Origin of the sequence: Devosia sp. Root413D1 (assembly GCF_001425235.1) — a bacterium.
Taxonomy (GTDB): domain Bacteria; phylum Pseudomonadota; class Alphaproteobacteria; order Rhizobiales; family Devosiaceae; genus Devosia_A.
Genome location: NZ_LMEA01000008.1, coordinates 501562 through 518766, shown reverse-complemented (window position 1 = coordinate 518766; position 17205 = coordinate 501562). Strand labels below are relative to the sequence as shown.

Sequence of the window (17205 nt, the reverse complement as noted above, 5' to 3'; positions counted from 1 at the left end):
CCGAGGTACGTTCGTCAACCGAGCGGATCGTAGCCCTTTTTCGGCTTCTTGCGGGGAGCCGCCCCGGCAGCGTCGGCGGGCGGGTCGCGCTTCTCGCGGTTCTTGTATTTCGGCTTGCCCTTGTCCTTGGGATTCACCTTCGGCTTCTCGGTGGGCTTCCTGTTGAACAGCACCGGCTCACGGGTGGCCGGCGGCGCGTCGAATGCTACCGGCGGGGTGATCTCGCGGGCCGGCTTGGTGGCGAGCTTGGCGCCCTTGTCGGAGCGCACCTTGTAGCGCGGGCCGTCCTCGCGTGGCGGCTTGTCATAGCGCGGCGCGTCGTCGGGCTTCTTGAAGCGCGGGGCGCTGTCGCGGTTGTAGCTCTTCTTCTGCGGCGCCGAGGGCGGGCCGGAGGCGGCAATGGTGGTGTTGTTCTCGATCTGCCCGCCGACGCGACCGATGGCCGCTGCGAAGGCATCGGCCTTGTCGGCGGCGATCTCGAAGCGAGTTTCGTTGTCGAGGATCTTGATCGAGCCGACGTCGCGCTTGGTGACGTCGCCGGCCTTGCAGATCATCGGCAGCAGCCACTTGGGGTCGGCGCGGCGGTTGCGGCCGATCGACAGGGTGAACCAACGGCCGTTCTGCATCGGCTCCGGCTTGCCGCGCGGTGCGCCGTCTTCGTCGACGAAGCGCTTGTCGCGGCGCGGCGGCTTCTCGTTGAAAGCGGGAACCGCCTGCTCGGACACTTCCTCGGGCGCCGGACGGGCCGCGAGCTCGCGGCGGATATAGGCGGCGGCGAGCTGCTCTGGCGTCAGGCGGGCGAGCAGTTCGGTGACGAACGGCGCCTCGATCTCGTTCGGCGCGGTGACGGCCACCGCCGTGGCGATGATCTGCTCGCGGTTGCGAGCATCAATTTCGGCGATGGTTGGGGCGCCGCGGCTGGTGGCGTCGAGGTTGGCGGCGCGCAGCACTCGGGCAGCGGCGCTGCGGCGATGCAGCGGTACGATCAGCGCACAAATGCCCTTGCGGCCGGCGCGGCCGGTGCGGCCCGAACGGTGCAGCAGCGTCTCGGGATTGGACGGGACGTCGGCGTGGATGACCAGATCGAGGTTGGGCAGGTCGATGCCACGGGCGGCGACGTCGGTCGCGACGCAGACGCGGGCGCGGCCATCGCGCATCGCCTGCAGCGCGTTGGAGCGCTCGGCCTGGGTCAGTTCACCCGATAGCGCCACCACCGGGAAGCCGCGGTTGGCGAGGCGGGCGGTGAGGTGTTTCACCGACTCGCGGGTGTGGCAGAAGACGATGGTGTTGGAGCTGTCGTGCAGCAGCAGCATGTTGATGACGGCATGCTCGCGCTCGTCGTTGCGCACGACGATCTGCTGGTATTCGATATCGGCATGCTGCTCGCCAGCGCTGGTGGCGACGAGGCGAAGCGCATCGCGCTGGAAGGTTTTGGCGAGATCGGCGATGGCGCGCGGCACGGTGGCCGAGAACATCAGGGTGCGGCGGCCTTCCGGCGCGGCGTCGAGGATGAACTCGAGGTCCTCGCGGAAGCCCAGGTCGAGCATTTCGTCGGCTTCGTCCAGCACCACGGCGCGGACGTTGCTCAGATCGAGGGCCCCCTTCGAGATATGGTCGCGCAGCCGCCCGGGGGTACCGACGACGATATGGGCGCCGCGCTCGAAGGCCCGCCGCTCGGTGCGGATGTCCATGCCCCCTACCCCGGCGGCAATCTGCGCGCCGGTCTCGGCATAGAGCCACTCGAGCTCGCGCTGCACCTGCATGGCCAGTTCGCGGGTCGGGGCGATCAGCAGCGCCAGCGGGGTGGCGGCGCGCTCGAACTTTTCGGCTTCGCCCAATAGGGTCGGGGCAATGGCCATGCCGAAGGCCACCGTCTTGCCCGAACCGGTCTGCGCCGACACCAGGAGGTCCCGCTCGGCGGCCTCGGGCGCGAGCACGCTCAACTGAACCGGCGTCAGCGTGTCGTAGCCGCGGGCCGTGAGGGCGGCGGCGAGCGCGGGATGAATGGTCTCGGGAAGGTTCACGGGTGCATCTTTGCTGTTTGCTCGATGAGTATCACACTCACCGGGTCATTCCCGCAAAAGCGGGAACCTCAGTATTCTGGCCTGCGGCGCGGTCGCAAAAACGGAGGTCCCCGCTTGCGCGGGGAGGACATCGTGGATGCGGCACTAGCAAAACAAAAGGGCCGCCCGGAGGCGGCCCTCGGAAAATCGTGGTCTAGCCGGCGATCAGCCGACGATCTCGTCGTCGGTGAAGAAGAACTTGATCTCCTCGGCCGCAGTCTCGGGAGCGTCCGAGCCGTGCACCGAGTTCTCGCCGACCGAAACGGCATAGAGCTTGCGGATGGTGCCCTCGGCCGCGTTGGCCGGGTTGGTGGCGCCCATCACTTCGCGGTTCTTCAGGATGGCGTTCTCGCCTTCCAGCACCTGCACGACGACCGGACCCGAGGTCATGGTCTCAACCAGCTCGCCATAGAACGGGCGGTCCTTGTGCACGGCATAGAAGCCCTCGGCCTGGGCGCGGGTCATCTTGATCTTCTTCAGCGCGACCGGACGCAGGCCGCTCTTTTCGAACACGGCAAGGATGTTACCGATCAGGTTGCGGCGAACCGCGTCGGGCTTGATGATGGAGAAGGTGCGCTCAATGGCCATGTGTCTGGTCCTTGGAGTGGGTCTGAATTGGGTGCGGCCTTCTAACGGGAAGGCGTGACGGGCGCAAGACGGGCGTTCCGTCACCAGCATTGCAGCTACCGGAGGGCCGATGGGCTCCGAATACACTATTCGCCCGGCAAGGGCCGATGATCAGCCGACGCTGGTCGCTATCGTCTGGAAGACGGTGATGGCAAGTGAACGCGATCGGGACACGCTGCTGGCGCACCCGGAAGCGGTGCAGGTGCCGATCGAACAGTTGACGCTGATAACGGCGTGCGTGGCGGACGCCGCCGACACCACGGCCGGTTTCGCCGTCGTGCTGCCGAGGCCGGACGGTGATGCGGAACTCGACGGGCTGTTCGTCGATCCGGCGATGCAGCGCCTCGGCATCGGGCGCCGGCTGGTCGAACGGGCCAAGGAACTGGCACGGGCCATGGGCGCGTCGACGCTGCATGTCGTCGCCGCCGATGACGCCCTCGCCTTCTACCGGTCGGTCGGCTTCGTCGAGACCGGCGTGACCGAGACGCAGTTCGGCAAGGCGCTGTTGATGCGCGTGGGGCTGAACTAGCGCTACTCCGTTGGCGGGACGGCGTCCGAGACGGGAGATACGTGCACTCGCGCCCTCTGACACCACGGTCAAACGGGAGTAGGATGATAACAGTCGGGCTCAACCGGAGGGGACAAATGTCTTCTGTGGGGTCTGCGCATACGCCGCATGGCGACATCACGACCACCCGGCGCGGCAGCCGGATATGGACCGACAGGCGGGTTCTGGTCGGCTCCCTGATCGTGGTGATCGCCCTGGCGATCGCACTGACTGACTATGCCGGGTTCGGCTACGCCTGGTCACATTTCTTCAGGACCAGCGAGGACAACTCGGCAGCTTCGGCATCGACGAGCGAGGTGTTCGGCAGCCTCAAGTCGAAGTTCCGCGACTACAATACTTACTCACGCGACATCTTCCTGATGGAGGAGCGCAGCAAAGTCGATGCGCCATACCTCTCGACCATCACGAGGCTGCTGGAGAACACCGCGGAAAGCGGCGGCGCCGGCCCGATGATCGAGGCTTTCCTGGACCTGCGGAGGGTGCTCGACCTCGAGCAATCCTGCACCGCCGGCTATCCGTGGTCGACGCCGGTCTGGAGCGCCAGACGCGACATCGACACGATGGCCGATGGCAGCAAACTGGTCGCGCTGGACCTGTTTTTCTGCCTGTTCACAGTGCCAAGGGACGAAAGTGGCATCGTTCGGTACCCGATCGCCACCGTCACGCTTACTGCGGAGGAGAGCCGGCAACTCTCTTCGATCTACTCCCATATCAGTGCCGACGACGCGCGGAATGGGCTGCGGTGGCTACAGGCCGTTGTGAGTGGCGAAGTCGCTCACCTCAAGCGGCTTCTCGAACTCCGGAACGCGTCGACATCGTCGTTGTCAGGCGAGATCGACGACCTGTTGCAGCAGTATCTGCGGACCAACCAGGGGGCGTTTGAGTACGGCGTGGTGATGACGCTGACCCGAGCCTTGCTGCTGACTGTTCTGATTGTGCTGGCGGCTGTGGCGCTGAGGCTCGCGCACCGCGACCGATCGAAGTGACAGGGCCCGCGACGGCCCTTGCCGGGCCTGAGTGCCCTAGTCCTTCGGCGCCGGCGGCACGCAGTCCGGGGTATGCGGCGCGATCTCGACCTTGCCCTTGGCCTGCACTTCGCCGCCGGGGCTGACCAGTTGCACGTCGAGGGCGGTGACGTCTTCGACAGCATTGATGGCGCCGGTGTGGCTCACCTTCACCACCTGCATGGTGCAGACCTCGGCAGTGGAGACGATCGGGATGGTGACCGTCGCCGTGCCGGATTCGACCAGGTCGACGCTGCCGTTTCCGGTCTGCTCGCAGGCGCCGCCATCGTAGCTGAAGCTCAGCGACACCAGTTCGGCATCGAGGCGGCAAGCCTTCAGATCGTTGAGCGGAGCCAGTTCCTGGGCGAGGGCCACGCCGGAGACGAGGCACAGGGCGAAGGTGGCTGGGACGAGGCGCATTGGACTTCTCCGGGTTCTCGGTCTATTGGGTCGCTTCGATTTGACCCTATCCCTCTCGTAACGCATTCCGCGCGCCGCGGATGCATCGGCCGCGCCATGTTGACCATTACCGATCTCAGTTATCGCATCCAGGGTCGTCCCCTGTTCGAAAATGCCTCGCTCGTTTTGCCCGACGGATCGAAGACCGGTTTCGTGGGCAAGAACGGCACGGGCAAAACTACGCTGTTCCAGCTGATCCTGGGGCAGATCGCGCCCGAGGGTGGGACGATCGAGGTCAACAAGAAAGCCCGTATCGGCGCGGTGGCGCAGGAAGCGGTGGCGGGCTCGATCAGCGTGCTGGACGTGGTGCTGTCGGCCGACAAAGAGCGGACAGCCTTGCTGGCGGAAGCCGAGACGGCGACCGACCCGCACCGCATCGGTGACATTCATACGCGGCTCGCCGAGATCGATGCGCATACCGCCGAAGCGCGCGCCTCGACCATCTTGAAGGGGCTGGGGTTCGAGAAGGACCGGCAGTTGGGCCCGACCTCGGAGCTTTCGGGCGGCTGGCGCATGCGCGTGTCGCTGGCGGGTGTGCTGTTCTCGCAGCCTGATCTGCTGCTGCTGGACGAGCCGACCAACTATCTCGATCTCGAAGGCACGCTGTGGCTCGAGAAGTATCTCGCGACCTACCCCTACACCGTGTTCATGATCAGCCACGACCGTGACCTGCTCAACAAGGCGGTGAACTCGATCGCGCATCTCGAGCATCGGAAGCTGACCTTCTACAAGGGCAATTACGATACGTTCGAAGAGACGCGCCGGATGCAGATGGAGCTCAACAACAAGAGCCGCGAGAAGACGCTCGACCAGATCGCGCACCTGCAGAAATTCGTCGACCGCTTCAAGGCCAAGGCCACCAAAGCCAAACAGGCGCAAGCGCGCGTCAAAATGATCGCCAAACTGAAGCCGCCGGCGGCGATGTTCGACGAGAGCTCGTCGCCGTTCAACTTCCCCGACCCCAAGAAGGTCCCGGCCTCGCCGATGATGACCTTCGACAACGTGTCGGTGGGCTATGGCGACAAAGTGATCCTCCGCCACATCACCAACCGGATCGATCCGGACGACCGCATCGCGCTGATCGGCGTCAACGGCAACGGCAAGTCGACCTTCGCCAAGCTCCTGTCGGGCGACCTGAAGCCGATGGGCGGCGAGATGCGCAAGGGCAAGGGGCTGGAGATCGCCTATTTCGCCCAGCACCAGCTCGACAAGCTGAAGCCGGAACAGACGCCGTTCGAGCATGTCATCGACCTGATGCCGTATGACAGCGAGGCCAAGCGCCGCTCGCGCGTGGCGCAGATGGGGCTTACCACCTCGCGCATGGACACCAAGGTGAAGAACCTCTCGGGCGGTGAGCGCGCGCGCCTGCTGCTTGGGCTCATCACCTTCGGCGGACCGGGCATGCTGATCCTCGACGAGCCGACCAACCACCTCGATATCGACAGCCGCGACGCGCTGGTGGCGGCGCTCAACGATTATTCGGGCGCCGTGCTGATCATCAGCCACGACCGCCACCTGATCGACGCCACCGTCGACAAGCTGTGGATCGCGCAGAACGGCACGATCGAGGAATTCGACGAGGATCTCGATACTTACCAGCGGCTGTTGACCTCCAACAGCAGCGGCAAGGGCAAGAAGGAAGCGGCGGCGCCGGTGGTCGAGGACCGCAAAGCGGCCCGACAGGATGCCGCAGCCAAGCGCGCCGAAGTGGCGCCGCTGCGCAAATCGATCAAGGACCTCGAGCAGAAGCTCGGGCGGCTCAAGACCGAATTGGCGCGGGTGGATGGCTTCCTCGCCGACCCCAAGACCTATGATGGGGCGCCCGAGCGGGTGATCCTGCTCGGCAAGGACAAGGCGCGGTTCGAAGGCGAGATCGCAAAGATCGAGGAAAGCTGGCTGACGCTCAGCGAAGAGCTGGAGCAGGCCGAGAGGGCGATGGGATGACTGCGATGACCGCCGCCGAGATCGTCGCCCTGCTCGGGCTCGAGCCGCATATCGAGGGCGGTTTCTACCGGCAGACCTTCGCCGATGGGCCAAATGCCGCCGGCCGGCCGCACTCGACGCTGATCTACTACCTGCTCAGCAACCACCAGACCGGCGCCTGGCACCGGGTGGATTCGGCCGAGGTCTGGCACTGGTATGCCGGCGCCCCGATGCGGCTCGACATCTCGCGCGACGGCAAGAGTGTCACCGAGCACGCGCTGGGCAACGACCTCGCCGCCGGCGAACGGCCGCAACTGGTGATCCCCGGCAACGCCTGGCAGCGCGCGGCGTGCCTGGGTGACTGGACGCTGGTCGGCTGCACGGTGGCGCCGGGGTTCCAGTTCTCGAAGTTCGAGCAGGCGGAGCCCGGCTGGGAGCCGGGAGCTTAGTCGCTCCTCGACTGCCCTACCCCTTCTTTGCCCAGCGGCCGTTGCCGTCCTGCTGCCAGTAGGTCACCTCATTGCCATCACGCAGCGCTTTCCACGCGGCCCGGGCTTCGGTCACCGCATCCGGGTCGTGGCCGGAGAACATGAAGACGATACGCTGGTAGCCTTCACCCGATTGCGGCACGGCGCGGTCGACGAAGAAGCGCACTTCGGCTTTGTTGGGGTTGTGCGGCCGGGTGGTGATCAGCACCGGCTGCAGGTGGTCGGCATCGCCGCCGGCGAGTGAGTGCGGCAAGAAACTGTCGTCGCGGTAGGTCCAGAGTATGTAATCGAGTTCCTGCGCACGCTCGTCGCTGCTGGTCTCGACAACAGCGCTCCAGCCGCGCTCCAGCGACTTTTCCAGCAGCACCGGCAGCACGCGCTCGAGCGGCTGGCTTTCGAGGTGGTAGAACAGGATCTCGGTCACGCGGCTTCCTCCGCCGGCGGTATGGCGCCGTTGCGCAGCGCCAGCGCGGTCAGCGTCTCGGCAAGCAGCTTTGCCGGGCGGTCCATGGCGCGCACCGGGATATTGGCGAGGCCCGCGGCCGGTTGGCGAAACCCGGCAGTGCCGGCGCGATAGGGGCTGAGGCGGGTTTCGAGCGGGGTCTTCAGCGCCAGCAGGACGCCACCACCCCCGGGGGCTGGGGCGACTTCCACCACGTCGGACCAGGCGATCGGGCTGTCGGTGACGCGGCGGTCGAAGACGCCGTGCTCGTCGATGGTCAGTACCGGACGCATGAGGCGGAGATCACCGATCACCACACTGCCGACGGCGAGGAAGAACACCGCCACGGCGAGCGTCGGCAGCGCCAGCAGCGTCAATTCGACACTCGGGTGCATGCCGAGCAAGCCAACGAGGCTCGCCAGCAGCAGGAGGGTCGGCAGCAGCGCCACCAGTCCGGCGAACAGGGCGATCGCCGCGATCGGCGACAGCCACAGGCGCGAGGGGTTGGCGACGAGCGGCAGATCAGGTAGCGCGCCGGTGGTTTGGGCGCCGGTCATTTGGCCTCGTAATTATCGCGCACCAGCCGATCGAGCAACGCCACGCCGAAGCCGGAAGCCCAGGCGGTGTTGGTCTCGCTGGTGGGTGAGGCAAGCGCCACGGCGGCGATATCGAGGTGCGCCCATGGCACATCGTTGACGAAACGGGCGAGGAACTGCGCAGCGGTGATCGAGCCGGCCGGGCGGCCGCCTGAGTTCTTGATGTCGGCGAAGCGGCTGTCGATCTGCTTGTCATAGGCAGCGCCCATCGGCAGGCGCCAGAGCTTTTCGCCGGTGGCGAGGCCAGCCGCCAGCAGCTTGGCCGAAAGATCGTCGTTGTTGGAGAACAGCCCCGCGTGATCGCTGCCGAGCGCCACGCCGATAGCGCCGGTGAGGGTCGCGAGGTTGATCATGAACTTCGGCTTGAAGCGGTCCTGTGTGTACCAGAGCGCGTCGGCGAGGACGAGGCGGCCCTCGGCGTCGGTGTTGACGATCTCGATGGTGGTGCCGCTCATCGCCGTGAGGATATCGCCCGGGCGATAAGCGGTGCCCGACGGCATGTTCTCGACCAGCCCGATGATGCCGATGGCGTTGACCTTGGCCTTGCGGCTGGCGAGCGCATGCATCAGCCCGGTGACGGCGGCGGCGCCGCCCATATCGCCCTTCATATCCTCCATGCCGAGGCCGGGCTTCAGCGAGACGCCGCCGGAATCGAACACCACGCCTTTGCCGATGAAGGCGATCGGCTGCTCCTTCGCCTTGCCACCGTTCCAGCGCATGATGACGAGCCGCGGCGGCCGGGCCGAGCCCTGCGCCACGCCGAGCAGCGCGTTCATCCCAAGCTTGCGCATGGCCTTTTCGTCGAGCTGTTCGATCTCGACGCCAAGCTCGGCGAGCTTGGCCGCCTCGGCGGCAAATTCGAGGGTGCCCAGGACGTTGGGCGGCAGATGGATCAGATCGCGGGCCAGGAGCGTCCCTTCGGCAGTGGCCTGGCGGTCGGCGATGGCCTTATCGACGGCGGATTTGGCATCGACGTACAGCGTGACGGTCAACGCGCTATTGCCGTTGTCGTCGGGCTTGGCCGGCTTGTAGCGGTCGAACTTGTAGTGGCGGAGCCGGAGGCCGGCAGCGAGTTCGCCGATGCGTTCGGGCGTCGCTTCGGCCTCGTCCAGCAGCACCGCAGCCTTGCTTGCCTTGATCGCCGTGAGCTTGCCGGCGAGCGAGCCGCCACGGTCGGTCCAGGCCGACAGGCTGGCGCCCTGCTCTGCCTTGCCGCTGCCCAGCACCAGCAAGCGGTCGGCCGCCACACCGGCCGGCGCCAGCAGGTCGATCACCTGCCCTTGTTTGCCCTTGAAGCTGGCGGCGGCGGAGACCTTCTGCCAGTCGAGCCCGGTGGCCTTCCAGACGTCGGCGGCGCCCCCGGCAGGCGCGGCGCCTTCGGCGACGTAGACAACCAGTGTCCCGGTCGCCTTCAGCGGCAGGGCGGCGGTCTTGATCTCGATCCGGTTCGGCATGGGCGAAAATACCTTATGGCAATGGGGCGGACGCGTTGTCCGAGAAAGGGCAGGTTCACGACTGATAGTGGCTACGCCCGTCGCGTCAATCCCGCAACACCCGGGAGGCCGACCGCCACGACCCCGCCCGATTGGCTTGCCAAGCCATGTCGGGGGCGGGCAATGTCCGCCCGGTTCACCTGCCCGGGGGCAGACCGGAGGTGAGCGCGCGTCGGAACCAGATTGTCGGCATGACTCGGCTAGGCACTTATCTTTTCAGGCTTTTTGCCGCCGAGGCCGCTGCGCTTTTCGGGGTCGCGCTGACGATTCTATACCTCGTGCAGTTGCTCAGAATCGTCGAGATCGGGGCCGTGCGCGATCGCGGGCTGGGTACCCTGTTCTGGCAGACCATTCTCGGCCTGCCACCACTCTCCATCGCGTTCCTCTATGTGTGCCTCGCCATCGGGCTGGCGCGGGCGCTGCGCGCCATGCAAGGCTCGCGCGAGTTGCACATCATCCATGTCTCGCAGCGGCTGCCGGCGCTGATCCGTACCATCCTTGGGTACGCTGCCATCGGCACGCTGATGGTCTTGCTGCTGGCGCATGTGATCGAGCCGCTGGCGAGCCGCGAGAACAACCAGATCAAGGCCCAGGCTGCGGCGGACCTGGTGGGGCGCTCGCTGGTGCCCAACCGCTTCGCCGAACTGGGTGATGGCGTGACGATCACGGTCGGCGGTCGCGGCGCCGACGGCGAGATCACCTCGTTCTTCGCCGACGACCGGCGCGACGCGGGCACCCGACGCACCTACATCGCCGACTCTGCCCTGATCACGGCCGACGAGCTCGGCTACGTGCTGCAGCTCGAAGACGGGACCATCCAGTATCGCACCGCCGACGGGCAATTCTCGGAGATCTCGTTCGAGCGCTACGACATCGCGCTGGAGCGCCTTACCGGCGATGAGGACACCGGCGAGCGGCGCGGCGATCAGAGTACCTACGGCATGATCATGCGCGGGCTGACGGAGGGGGAGTGGCCCGCCGAGTCGCTGCGCCGCATGGCCGAACGGACATCGGACGGCTTCCGGGTGCTGGCGCTCTGCCTGTTCGTCGCCGCGATCAGCGCTTTCCCCTCGGGGCGCCGCAAGGAGCCGGTGCTGCCGGTAGAAATCACCGTGCTGGGCGCAGTGCTGTTCGAGCGTGCGGTCACCTCCTACGCGCCGATTGCGGGCTGGGCGCGCGAGACCAGCGGCGTCATCGTGCTGATCGTGATCTCGGTGGCCGTCCTGATCTACCGCTTGCGGCTGCTTGCTCCGCTGCCCCGGGAGGCGCACAGCCGATGAACCGGATCGACCTGATCATCGTTCGGCGCGTGGCGAGCAATGTCGGGCTGACGCTTGCCGTGCTGTTCGGCATCGTACTGCTGGTCGAATCGCTCAATACCAGCCGCTTTTCCGCCCTCGCGGCAACCGGCGGCGCGCCGCTGGCGCTGACCGCCGTAGCGCTGGCGGCGGCCCGATGGATCATCGACACGCTGCCGCTCACCTTTCTCGTCGGCACCGTCGCCGGGTTGCTGAACCTGCAGGCGACACGCGAGATGACGGTGATCAAGGCCTCGGGCCGCTCGGTCTGGCGGGTGATGATGGTGCCGCTGGCGGTCACCTTCGCCGGCGGGGTGCTGGTGACGCTGCTGGTCGACACGGCGGTGATTCAGCTCAATCGCACGCTGTCGCTAAGCACCACGAGCGGTGAGGTCGGCAGTTCCGGCACGCTTTGGCTCGACGAGCGGCAGGGCGATGTCCACTACATTCTCGAGGCCGGGTACGTGAACCCGTCGGGGACGGCGCTGGGCAGCATCAACGTCTTCACGATGGAAGCCCCGCGAGACCGGATCGAGGCGCCGGCTGCCGAGCTGGTCGGCAACGAGTGGGTGATGGCGCAAGCGACGCGCTATCGCTCCAACGAAATGCCTGAGGCGATGACCGATTTCCGGCTGCCAACGGCTCGGACGGCCGGCGACATGCGGGCCCGGATTGCATCGATCAAGGACATGACAGTGTGGGAGCTGGCAGGATCGCTGGCGGCCCGGCTCACCGATTCCCGGGAACGCGCCGAGACGGAAACGCGGTTCCTCAGGCTGCTTGCACTGCCACTTACGCTGTGTGGCTCGCTGGTCATTGCCTTCGCGTTTACGGCCGGTTATCGAAGGACCAATAAGTATGGTGGGGCGGTGCTTTATGGTATCGTCCTTGGCGTCTTGGTTTATGTCGTGACCGAGATGGCGGGACGCGCCGGGGGTGCCGGCGTGATGCATCCGGCCATCGCAGTTGCAGGGCCGGCGGTAGTAGCTATCGTCATCGGAGTGACGGTGCTGCTCAACAGGGAAGACGGGCGGACGTGAGCATTATGCGCCGCGACCGGGGGATGGGGACGCGCCTGCGCCAGTTCGGCGCGGTGCTTGTGCTCGCCCTGGTAGCCGCATCACCCGCCGCGGCGCAGTTCCTGCCCGAAGGGTTCTTTGCCACGCTGCCCGAGCCGGGCGCCCCGGCCAAGGTCGAGGCCAACGTCCTCTCCTATGACAAAAGCAGCGACGTGATCAGCGCGCAGGGCCGCGTGCTGATGCAGTACGAAGGCTATTCGATCGCCTGCGACGACCTGCGCTATGAGCAGCAGACCGGCAACCTGAATTGCATCGGCAACGTGCAGCTGGTTGATCCGGCGGGCACCAGATACACCGCCGAGACGATCGAGGTAACCGGCGGGATGAAGCAGGCCTTCATCCAGTCGCTGACCCTTACGACCACCGATGGCGCGCGGGTGACCGCCAACGACGTGCGGTATTCCAGCACGCTCGAGACCGTGCTCAACCAGGCAACTTACACGCCGTGCGGCGAATGTATCGACGCCAAGGGCAACCGCATCGGCTGGAAGGTGAAAGCCGCCAAGCTGATCCAGAACGCTGACACCAAGACGATCTATTTCGAGCAGCCGTCGCTGGAAGTGCTCGGCATTCCCGTGGCCTGGCTGCCGTGGTTGTCGCTGCCCGATCCGAGCTCGAAGCAGAGCAACGGGTTCCTGCTCCCCCGGGTCAACTACAAGCAGATCTATGGCGGCCGGATCACGGCCCCCTACTTCATCAATATCGGCGACGACACGCAGATCCTGCTGGCGCCCTCGCTGATGTCGCGCCAGGGCTTCCTGATGGCAGCCGAGTGGCAGCAGCAGTTCGACTACGGCTCGTTTACGGTCAAGGCGTCGGGCCTGTACCAGCTCGATCCGGGTGCGTTCAGCGAGCTCGGCAACCGCGAATGGCGCGGCGCGATCCAGAGTTCGGGCCGCTTCCAGCCGATTGCCGACTGGACCGTCGGCTGGTCGTACAGCGCCTTCACCGATGCCGCATATTTCGACGACTACGATTTCAGCACCGCCGACTGGGTGACCAACGAGGTCTACGCGACGCACCTCAGCAGCGATTTTTATGCCGATCTGCGCCTGCAGGAGTTTCTGAAGCTGGGGCAGTACGGCACGATCAAGGGCGCAGACGACGCACAGGCCCAGCAGGCACTAGCAGTGCCGAATGCTCGAGGAGCTGGCTACTTCGACCTCGGTGACTGGGGCCAGGTGCGAGCTAACGGCAATTTGCTCGGCGTTCAACGCGACCTGGATTCTGCGGCAACATATGGCACGAAGGACTACGTGTTCGGGTACGAAGGCTCCAAGACCCATGCCTCGGGCGAACTCGTCTGGCAGAACCAGATCATCGCGTCGGGCGGCGTGGTCGTGACGCCGTACCTTGGGCTCCGCGCCGACGTCGCGAACTACGACAGTGGCGATGCCCTCACCGCTGGTGAGCCCTCCGAGCAGTTTCTTTTTGCGGCGACGCCGATTGCCGCGGTCGATTTCCGTTGGCCGCTGTTTGCCGCCAACGGGCTCGATACCCACCTGCTCGAGCCGATCGCGCAGCTGGTCTATCGCGGCAGCGACACCTCGCTGGTGGGCATCACCAACGACAACGCGCACAGCTTCGTGCTCGATGACACCAACATCTTCTCCTACGACCGCTTCACCGGCACCGACCGGCAGGAAACCGGGCTCCGGGCCAATGTCGGGGCACGCTATCTCGCCAATTTCTCCGGTGGCCAGTGGCTGGAGATCGTCGCCGGGCAGAGCTTCCATCTTGCCGGGGTCAACGCGTTCGGCGTCGACGATCCGGTCAATACCGGCCTCGGCAGCGGCATGGAGGACGATGCGTCCTACATGGTGCTGGGCGCTCGCGGCTCGCCCTATGCGGGGCTGACGCTGGGCGCCAAGCTGCAGGTCGACCCCGACGGCCCACGCGTGGCGCGTGCCGGCGTCGGCGGCAACTATGCCATCGGCCCCTACTCGGTGGGCAGCGACTACGTCTACCTGCCTGAGGACGCTGCAACGGGCGTGCCGGTGGATCAACATGAAGTGACCGTGCGTGGCAGCACGCCACTGCCGCTGGACTACTGGCGCGCCATCGGCAGCGTGTCGTGGGATATCGCCGCCAGCGAGTGGCTGGAGGCCCGCGGCGAGCTGATCTATGACGACGGCTTCTTCCTCGCGGGCGGCTTTGCGCAGGCCAATGGGGCGACACACGAGACGCCGAACTCGGTGACCTTCGGCGTGCAGTTCAAGCTGAAAGCGCCAGGGGCGCAGTTCGATATTCTCAACTACTAGTCCGGTCAGTGCGATCGACCGGTGCAACGACCTCGGCCAACCGATTTTGGCCGTATTCTTCCAACATTGAGATGGCCGAGCCGGGGGCGATCCGGCGGCCTTTCCAAAGAACTGAAAATGGTGACGACAATGCTCCGCCTCATCGCTGCAATGCTGATCGGCCTTACCCTGAGCGTCATGCCGGCCTTCGCCGCGACCAAGGTCACGGTCAACGGCGTGCCGATCTCGGATATCGAAGTCGCCCAGCGCACCAAGCTGCTGGCGCTGGAAGGCGGCGGCGGCACCAAGAAGGCCATGGAACAACTGATCGACGAGCAGTTGCAGATCCAGGAAGCCAAGCGAATGAACATCGTCATCTCCGACCAGCAGGTCGATGACGCGTTCCAGCAGGTGGCTCGTAACATCAAGGTGTCGAGCGACAAGCTGCGCCAGATTCTGCAGCAGGCCGGCGTCAACATGGACACCATGCGCGCCCGCCTCCGCGCCGCGATCGCCTGGCAGCAGGTGAGCGGCATGGTGGTCGCCTCGCGCGTCAAGGTGTCGGACCTCGACCTCGAGAAGGCCGCTGAGGCCAAGCTCGACCAGGCTTCGAGCTATGACTACATCCTCAAGGAAGTGCTGTTCATCAGCTCGACCGGCAATGCTTCGGCCCGCACCGGCCAGGCCAACCAGTATCGCCAGGCCTTCAAGGGCTGCGACAGCGCCGTGCAGGTGTCGCTGAACTTCACCGACGCCGCCGTACGCGACATGGGTCGCCGCCACGCCACCCAGCTGCCCGAGCCGCTGGCCGCCGAGCTTGCCAAGCTCAACGTGGGCGGCATCACCAAGCCGCGCGTGACCGAGTCGGGTGTGTCGATGCTAGCGATCTGCGCCAAGAACGAAGCGCGCGACACGACCTTCGTCAAGAACAAGCTGCGCAGCGAGCAGGGCGGCGAGCAGATGAAGGCCGAAGCCGAGAAGTTCAAGGCCGAGCTGCGGACCAAGGCCAAGATCATCTATAACTAACGGACTCTTGCCGGCCCTTCGACAAATCGAAGGCAATAACAGCCGGTTGGCTTAGCGAGGCCATGCTAGTGGCAGCAGACCTGGCGCGGCGATTGGCTGCGCCAGTTGTGTTTACGCAAGCGAGGACACCGTGGCCGACAATCAAGCGCCGCTGGCCGTGAGCATGGGTGAGCCTGCGGGGATCGGGCCGGACCTGATCCTCAGCCTCTACGCCAATCGTGCCGAACTGGGCCTGCCGCCGTTCGTCGTTTACGGCCACATCGATTTTCTGCGCGCCCGCGCCACCCGGCTGCGGCTGCCTGTGGCAATGGTCGAGAGCACGCCGCTCGAGGCGCCGGCCCGGTTCGCCGAAGCGCTGCCGGTCGTGCATATAGACGGCCTTGTGCCCGACAAGCCGGGGGATCCGACGGCGCTCTCGGGCAAGGTGGTGATCGAAGCGATCAGCCGCGCCGTGGAGCACAGCCTTACCGGCTCCTGCCGCGCCATTGTCACGGCGCCGATCCACAAGGCGGTGCTGTATTCTGCCGGCTTCAAGTATCCCGGTCATACCGAGTTCCTCGCGGCGCTCTGCGCCCAGGGCGGCGTGACGCCGACGCCGGTGATGATGCTGGCGCACGAGGCGCTGCGGGTGATCCCGGCGACGATCCACGTGCCGATCAGCGCGGTGCCGTCGCTGGTGACGTTCGAGCTGGTGGTGAGCACCGGGCGGATCGTGGCGCATAGCCTCAGGACCCGCTTCGGTATCGCCGAGCCACGCATCGGCTTTGCCGGACTCAATCCGCATGCCAGCGAAGGCGGCAATATCGGCACCGAGGATTATGACATAGTGGGCCCGGCGATCGCCCAATTGCAGCACGAGGGGATCCTCGCCGAAGGCCCGATGCCGGCGGACACGCTGTTCCATCTGCCGCACTGGCGGAAGTATGACGCGGTGATCGCGATGTACCACGACCAGGCGCTGATCCCGATCAAGACGGTGGCGTTCGACCAGGCGGTCAATGTCACCCTCGGCCTGCCGATCGTGCGCACCTCGCCCGACCACGGCACGGCTTTCGACCTCGCGGGGACTGGCAAGGGCTCGGATGCGAGCTTCCTCAATGCGATCCGGCTGGCGGATGAGCTGACTGGCGGCGCAGTGCATCGGGCGGCGGCGCAGCGCCACTACTGAGAGAGACGGCCCCCTCCTTTACCATTCGAGCGTAGCTCTCATGGCCTTCTCCCCTCAAATCGCTCCACTGGAGCGATCTGCCCTACGGGACGGCTCGAAGTCCCCCATGAAGGGGGAGGTGCTCCGCCGGTGTATTTGGCGCGATCGGAGACCGAGCCTCGACTCTTCACCTCCCCCTTCATGGGGAGGCCGGGAGGGGCCGTCTGCTTCAATATGCTACTGCGGCTGCTTCTCCAGCCAGGCCAGCATGTCGGCGATTTCCTTTTCCTGCGCGGTGATCACCGCCTGAGCCACTTCCCGCACCCACGGATCGTCGCCGTGCTTGAGTTCGGCCTTGGCCATGTCGATGGCGCCGCGGTGATGCGGGATCATCGAGCAGACGAAGGCGACGTCGATATCGGTGGCCGTGCCGCCGGCCATCATGTCGGCGTTCATCGCATCCATGCCCGCCATCAGCTCGGTATGGGCTTCGGAAGCCCCTGCCTCGTGCTGCATGGTCATGGGGGCTGCCGCCTGAGGAGCGTTGGCGAGGCAGATGGCCGGAAGGTTGGCGGCCGGCGCGGCGCCGTGAGCGTCATGATCCTGCTGTGCCACAGCGGGGGCGGCGAGTGCCAGCAGCAGCGCGGCGGCGAGGGTGAACTTGTGCATGTGTATCTCCTTCCAGATCGGGCCCGATTCAGTGGCCGTACGCTCTTCCTGCACCTTCCCATCATGGCAAGGTCAAGCGTGTT

16 protein-coding genes are annotated in these 17205 nt (G+C 65.8%); 9 read left to right on the top strand and 7 right to left on the bottom strand.

Annotated features, from left to right (window positions below; all coding sequences use genetic code 11):
- Positions 1-14: 14 nt before the first annotated feature.
- Together ASC89_RS11070 and ndk are read right to left on the bottom strand one after the other, a co-directional pair.
- Positions 15-2024 carry a DEAD/DEAH box helicase gene (locus ASC89_RS11070; protein ID WP_082533298.1) on the bottom strand — a complete coding sequence of 670 codons (2010 nt, stop codon included), beginning with the start codon at positions 2022-2024 and terminating at the stop codon, positions 15-17.
- Positions 2025-2228: 204 nt separating this feature from the next.
- Positions 2229-2651 (bottom strand): nucleoside-diphosphate kinase, encoded by a 423-nt coding sequence (ndk, locus tag ASC89_RS11065; protein WP_055879252.1) that lies wholly within the window; start codon positions 2649-2651, stop codon positions 2229-2231.
- A gap of 109 nt (positions 2652-2760) precedes the next feature.
- On the opposite strand from ndk, the gene ASC89_RS11060 reads away from it, so the two are divergent.
- Together ASC89_RS11060 and ASC89_RS11055 are read left to right on the top strand one after the other, a co-directional pair.
- Positions 2761-3219 carry a GNAT family N-acetyltransferase gene (locus tag ASC89_RS11060; RefSeq protein WP_055879255.1) on the top strand — a complete coding sequence of 153 codons (459 nt, stop codon included), beginning with the start codon at positions 2761-2763 and terminating at the stop codon, positions 3217-3219.
- 116 nt (positions 3220-3335) lie between these two features.
- Positions 3336-4244 (top strand): hypothetical protein, encoded by a 909-nt coding sequence (locus tag ASC89_RS11055; RefSeq protein ID WP_055879257.1) that lies wholly within the window; start codon positions 3336-3338, stop codon positions 4242-4244.
- A gap of 36 nt (positions 4245-4280) precedes the next feature.
- Here ASC89_RS11055 and ASC89_RS11050 read toward each other — a convergent pair whose 3' ends face one another.
- Positions 4281-4682 (bottom strand): hypothetical protein, encoded by a 402-nt coding sequence (locus ASC89_RS11050; protein WP_055879260.1) that lies wholly within the window; start codon positions 4680-4682, stop codon positions 4281-4283.
- 96 nt (positions 4683-4778) lie between these two features.
- Between ASC89_RS11050 and ASC89_RS11045 the strand changes: the two genes are divergently transcribed.
- On the top strand, positions 4779-6665 hold the full coding sequence (locus ASC89_RS11045; RefSeq protein ID WP_055879263.1) for an ABC-F family ATP-binding cassette domain-containing protein: 1887 nt from the start codon (positions 4779-4781) through the stop codon (positions 6663-6665).
- Positions 6662-7093: a cupin domain-containing protein gene (locus ASC89_RS11040; protein WP_055879264.1), complete on the top strand. Its 432-nt coding sequence runs from the start codon at positions 6662-6664 to the stop codon at positions 7091-7093. Before ASC89_RS11045 ends, ASC89_RS11040 begins: the two co-directional genes overlap by 4 nt.
- A 16-nt stretch (positions 7094-7109) precedes the next feature.
- Here the strand turns inward: ASC89_RS11040 and ASC89_RS11035 are convergent, their stop codons facing one another.
- Genes ASC89_RS11035 through ASC89_RS11025 form a run of 3 tightly spaced genes read right to left on the bottom strand, consistent with a single transcriptional unit; the run spans position 7110 to position 9624 of the window.
- Positions 7110-7556 carry a DNA polymerase III subunit chi gene (locus tag ASC89_RS11035; protein WP_055879267.1) on the bottom strand — a complete coding sequence of 149 codons (447 nt, stop codon included), beginning with the start codon at positions 7554-7556 and terminating at the stop codon, positions 7110-7112.
- The gene (locus tag ASC89_RS11030) at positions 7553-8131 is read right to left on the bottom strand and encodes a hypothetical protein (protein ID WP_055879269.1); all 579 of its coding nucleotides are present in this window, start codon (positions 8129-8131) and stop codon (positions 7553-7555) included. Before ASC89_RS11030 ends, ASC89_RS11035 begins: the two co-directional genes overlap by 4 nt.
- The gene (locus ASC89_RS11025; protein ID WP_055879271.1) at positions 8128-9624 is read right to left on the bottom strand and encodes a leucyl aminopeptidase; all 1497 of its coding nucleotides are present in this window, start codon (positions 9622-9624) and stop codon (positions 8128-8130) included. Before ASC89_RS11025 ends, ASC89_RS11030 begins: the two co-directional genes overlap by 4 nt.
- Before the next feature lie 146 nt (positions 9625-9770).
- Here ASC89_RS11025 and ASC89_RS11020 point away from each other — a divergent pair, with 146 nt between their 5' ends.
- From ASC89_RS11020 to pdxA, 5 genes are all read left to right on the top strand, one after another.
- Positions 9771-10943, top strand: a complete 1173-nt coding sequence (locus ASC89_RS11020; RefSeq protein WP_082533297.1) for an LptF/LptG family permease — start codon at positions 9771-9773, stop codon at positions 10941-10943.
- Positions 10940-12001 (top strand): LptF/LptG family permease, encoded by a 1062-nt coding sequence (locus ASC89_RS11015; RefSeq protein WP_055997632.1) that lies wholly within the window; start codon positions 10940-10942, stop codon positions 11999-12001. Before ASC89_RS11020 ends, ASC89_RS11015 begins: the two co-directional genes overlap by 4 nt.
- 5 nt (positions 12002-12006) lie before the next feature.
- Entirely contained in the window at positions 12007-14301 is a 2295-nt protein-coding gene (locus ASC89_RS11010) for an LPS-assembly protein LptD (protein ID WP_055997629.1), read from the top strand.
- 129 nt (positions 14302-14430) lie between these two features.
- Positions 14431-15306 carry a SurA N-terminal domain-containing protein gene (locus tag ASC89_RS11005; RefSeq protein ID WP_055997626.1) on the top strand — a complete coding sequence of 292 codons (876 nt, stop codon included), beginning with the start codon at positions 14431-14433 and terminating at the stop codon, positions 15304-15306.
- Positions 15307-15436: 130 nt separating this feature from the next.
- Positions 15437-16474, top strand: a complete 1038-nt coding sequence (gene pdxA, locus ASC89_RS11000; RefSeq protein WP_082533295.1) for a 4-hydroxythreonine-4-phosphate dehydrogenase PdxA — start codon at positions 15437-15439, stop codon at positions 16472-16474.
- A 216-nt stretch (positions 16475-16690) separates the two neighbouring features.
- Here the strand turns inward: pdxA and ASC89_RS10995 are convergent, their stop codons facing one another.
- The gene (locus ASC89_RS10995; protein WP_055997623.1) at positions 16691-17122 is read right to left on the bottom strand and encodes a DUF305 domain-containing protein; all 432 of its coding nucleotides are present in this window, start codon (positions 17120-17122) and stop codon (positions 16691-16693) included.
- Positions 17123-17205 lie beyond the last annotated feature (83 nt).

Excerpts from the sequence above, each read along its gene's own strand:
- ASC89_RS11050 (WP_055879260.1), bottom strand. The coding sequence starts at position 4,682 with ATGCGCCTCGTCCCAGCCACCTTCGCCCTGTGCCTCGTCTCCGGCGTG.
- ASC89_RS11030 (WP_055879269.1), bottom strand. The coding sequence starts at position 8,131 with ATGACCGGCGCCCAAACCACCGGCGCGCTACCTGATCTGCCGCTCGTC.
- ASC89_RS11005 (WP_055997626.1), top strand. The coding sequence starts at position 14,431 with ATGCTCCGCCTCATCGCTGCAATGCTGATCGGCCTTACCCTGAGCGTC.
- ndk (WP_055879252.1), bottom strand. The coding sequence starts at position 2,651 with ATGGCCATTGAGCGCACCTTCTCCATCATCAAGCCCGACGCGGTTCGC.
- ASC89_RS11060 (WP_055879255.1), top strand. The coding sequence starts at position 2,761 with ATGGGCTCCGAATACACTATTCGCCCGGCAAGGGCCGATGATCAGCCG.
- ASC89_RS10995 (WP_055997623.1), bottom strand. The coding sequence starts at position 17,122 with ATGCACAAGTTCACCCTCGCCGCCGCGCTGCTGCTGGCACTCGCCGCC.
- ASC89_RS11020 (WP_082533297.1), top strand. The coding sequence starts at position 9,771 with ATGTCGGGGGCGGGCAATGTCCGCCCGGTTCACCTGCCCGGGGGCAGA.
- ASC89_RS11025 (WP_055879271.1), bottom strand. The coding sequence starts at position 9,624 with ATGCCGAACCGGATCGAGATCAAGACCGCCGCCCTGCCGCTGAAGGCG.
- ASC89_RS11055 (WP_055879257.1), top strand. The coding sequence starts at position 3,336 with ATGTCTTCTGTGGGGTCTGCGCATACGCCGCATGGCGACATCACGACC.
- ASC89_RS11040 (WP_055879264.1), top strand. The coding sequence starts at position 6,662 with ATGACTGCGATGACCGCCGCCGAGATCGTCGCCCTGCTCGGGCTCGAG.
- ASC89_RS11045 (WP_055879263.1), top strand. The coding sequence starts at position 4,779 with ATGTTGACCATTACCGATCTCAGTTATCGCATCCAGGGTCGTCCCCTG.
- ASC89_RS11015 (WP_055997632.1), top strand. The coding sequence starts at position 10,940 with ATGAACCGGATCGACCTGATCATCGTTCGGCGCGTGGCGAGCAATGTC.
- ASC89_RS11010 (WP_055997629.1), top strand. The coding sequence starts at position 12,007 with ATGCGCCGCGACCGGGGGATGGGGACGCGCCTGCGCCAGTTCGGCGCG.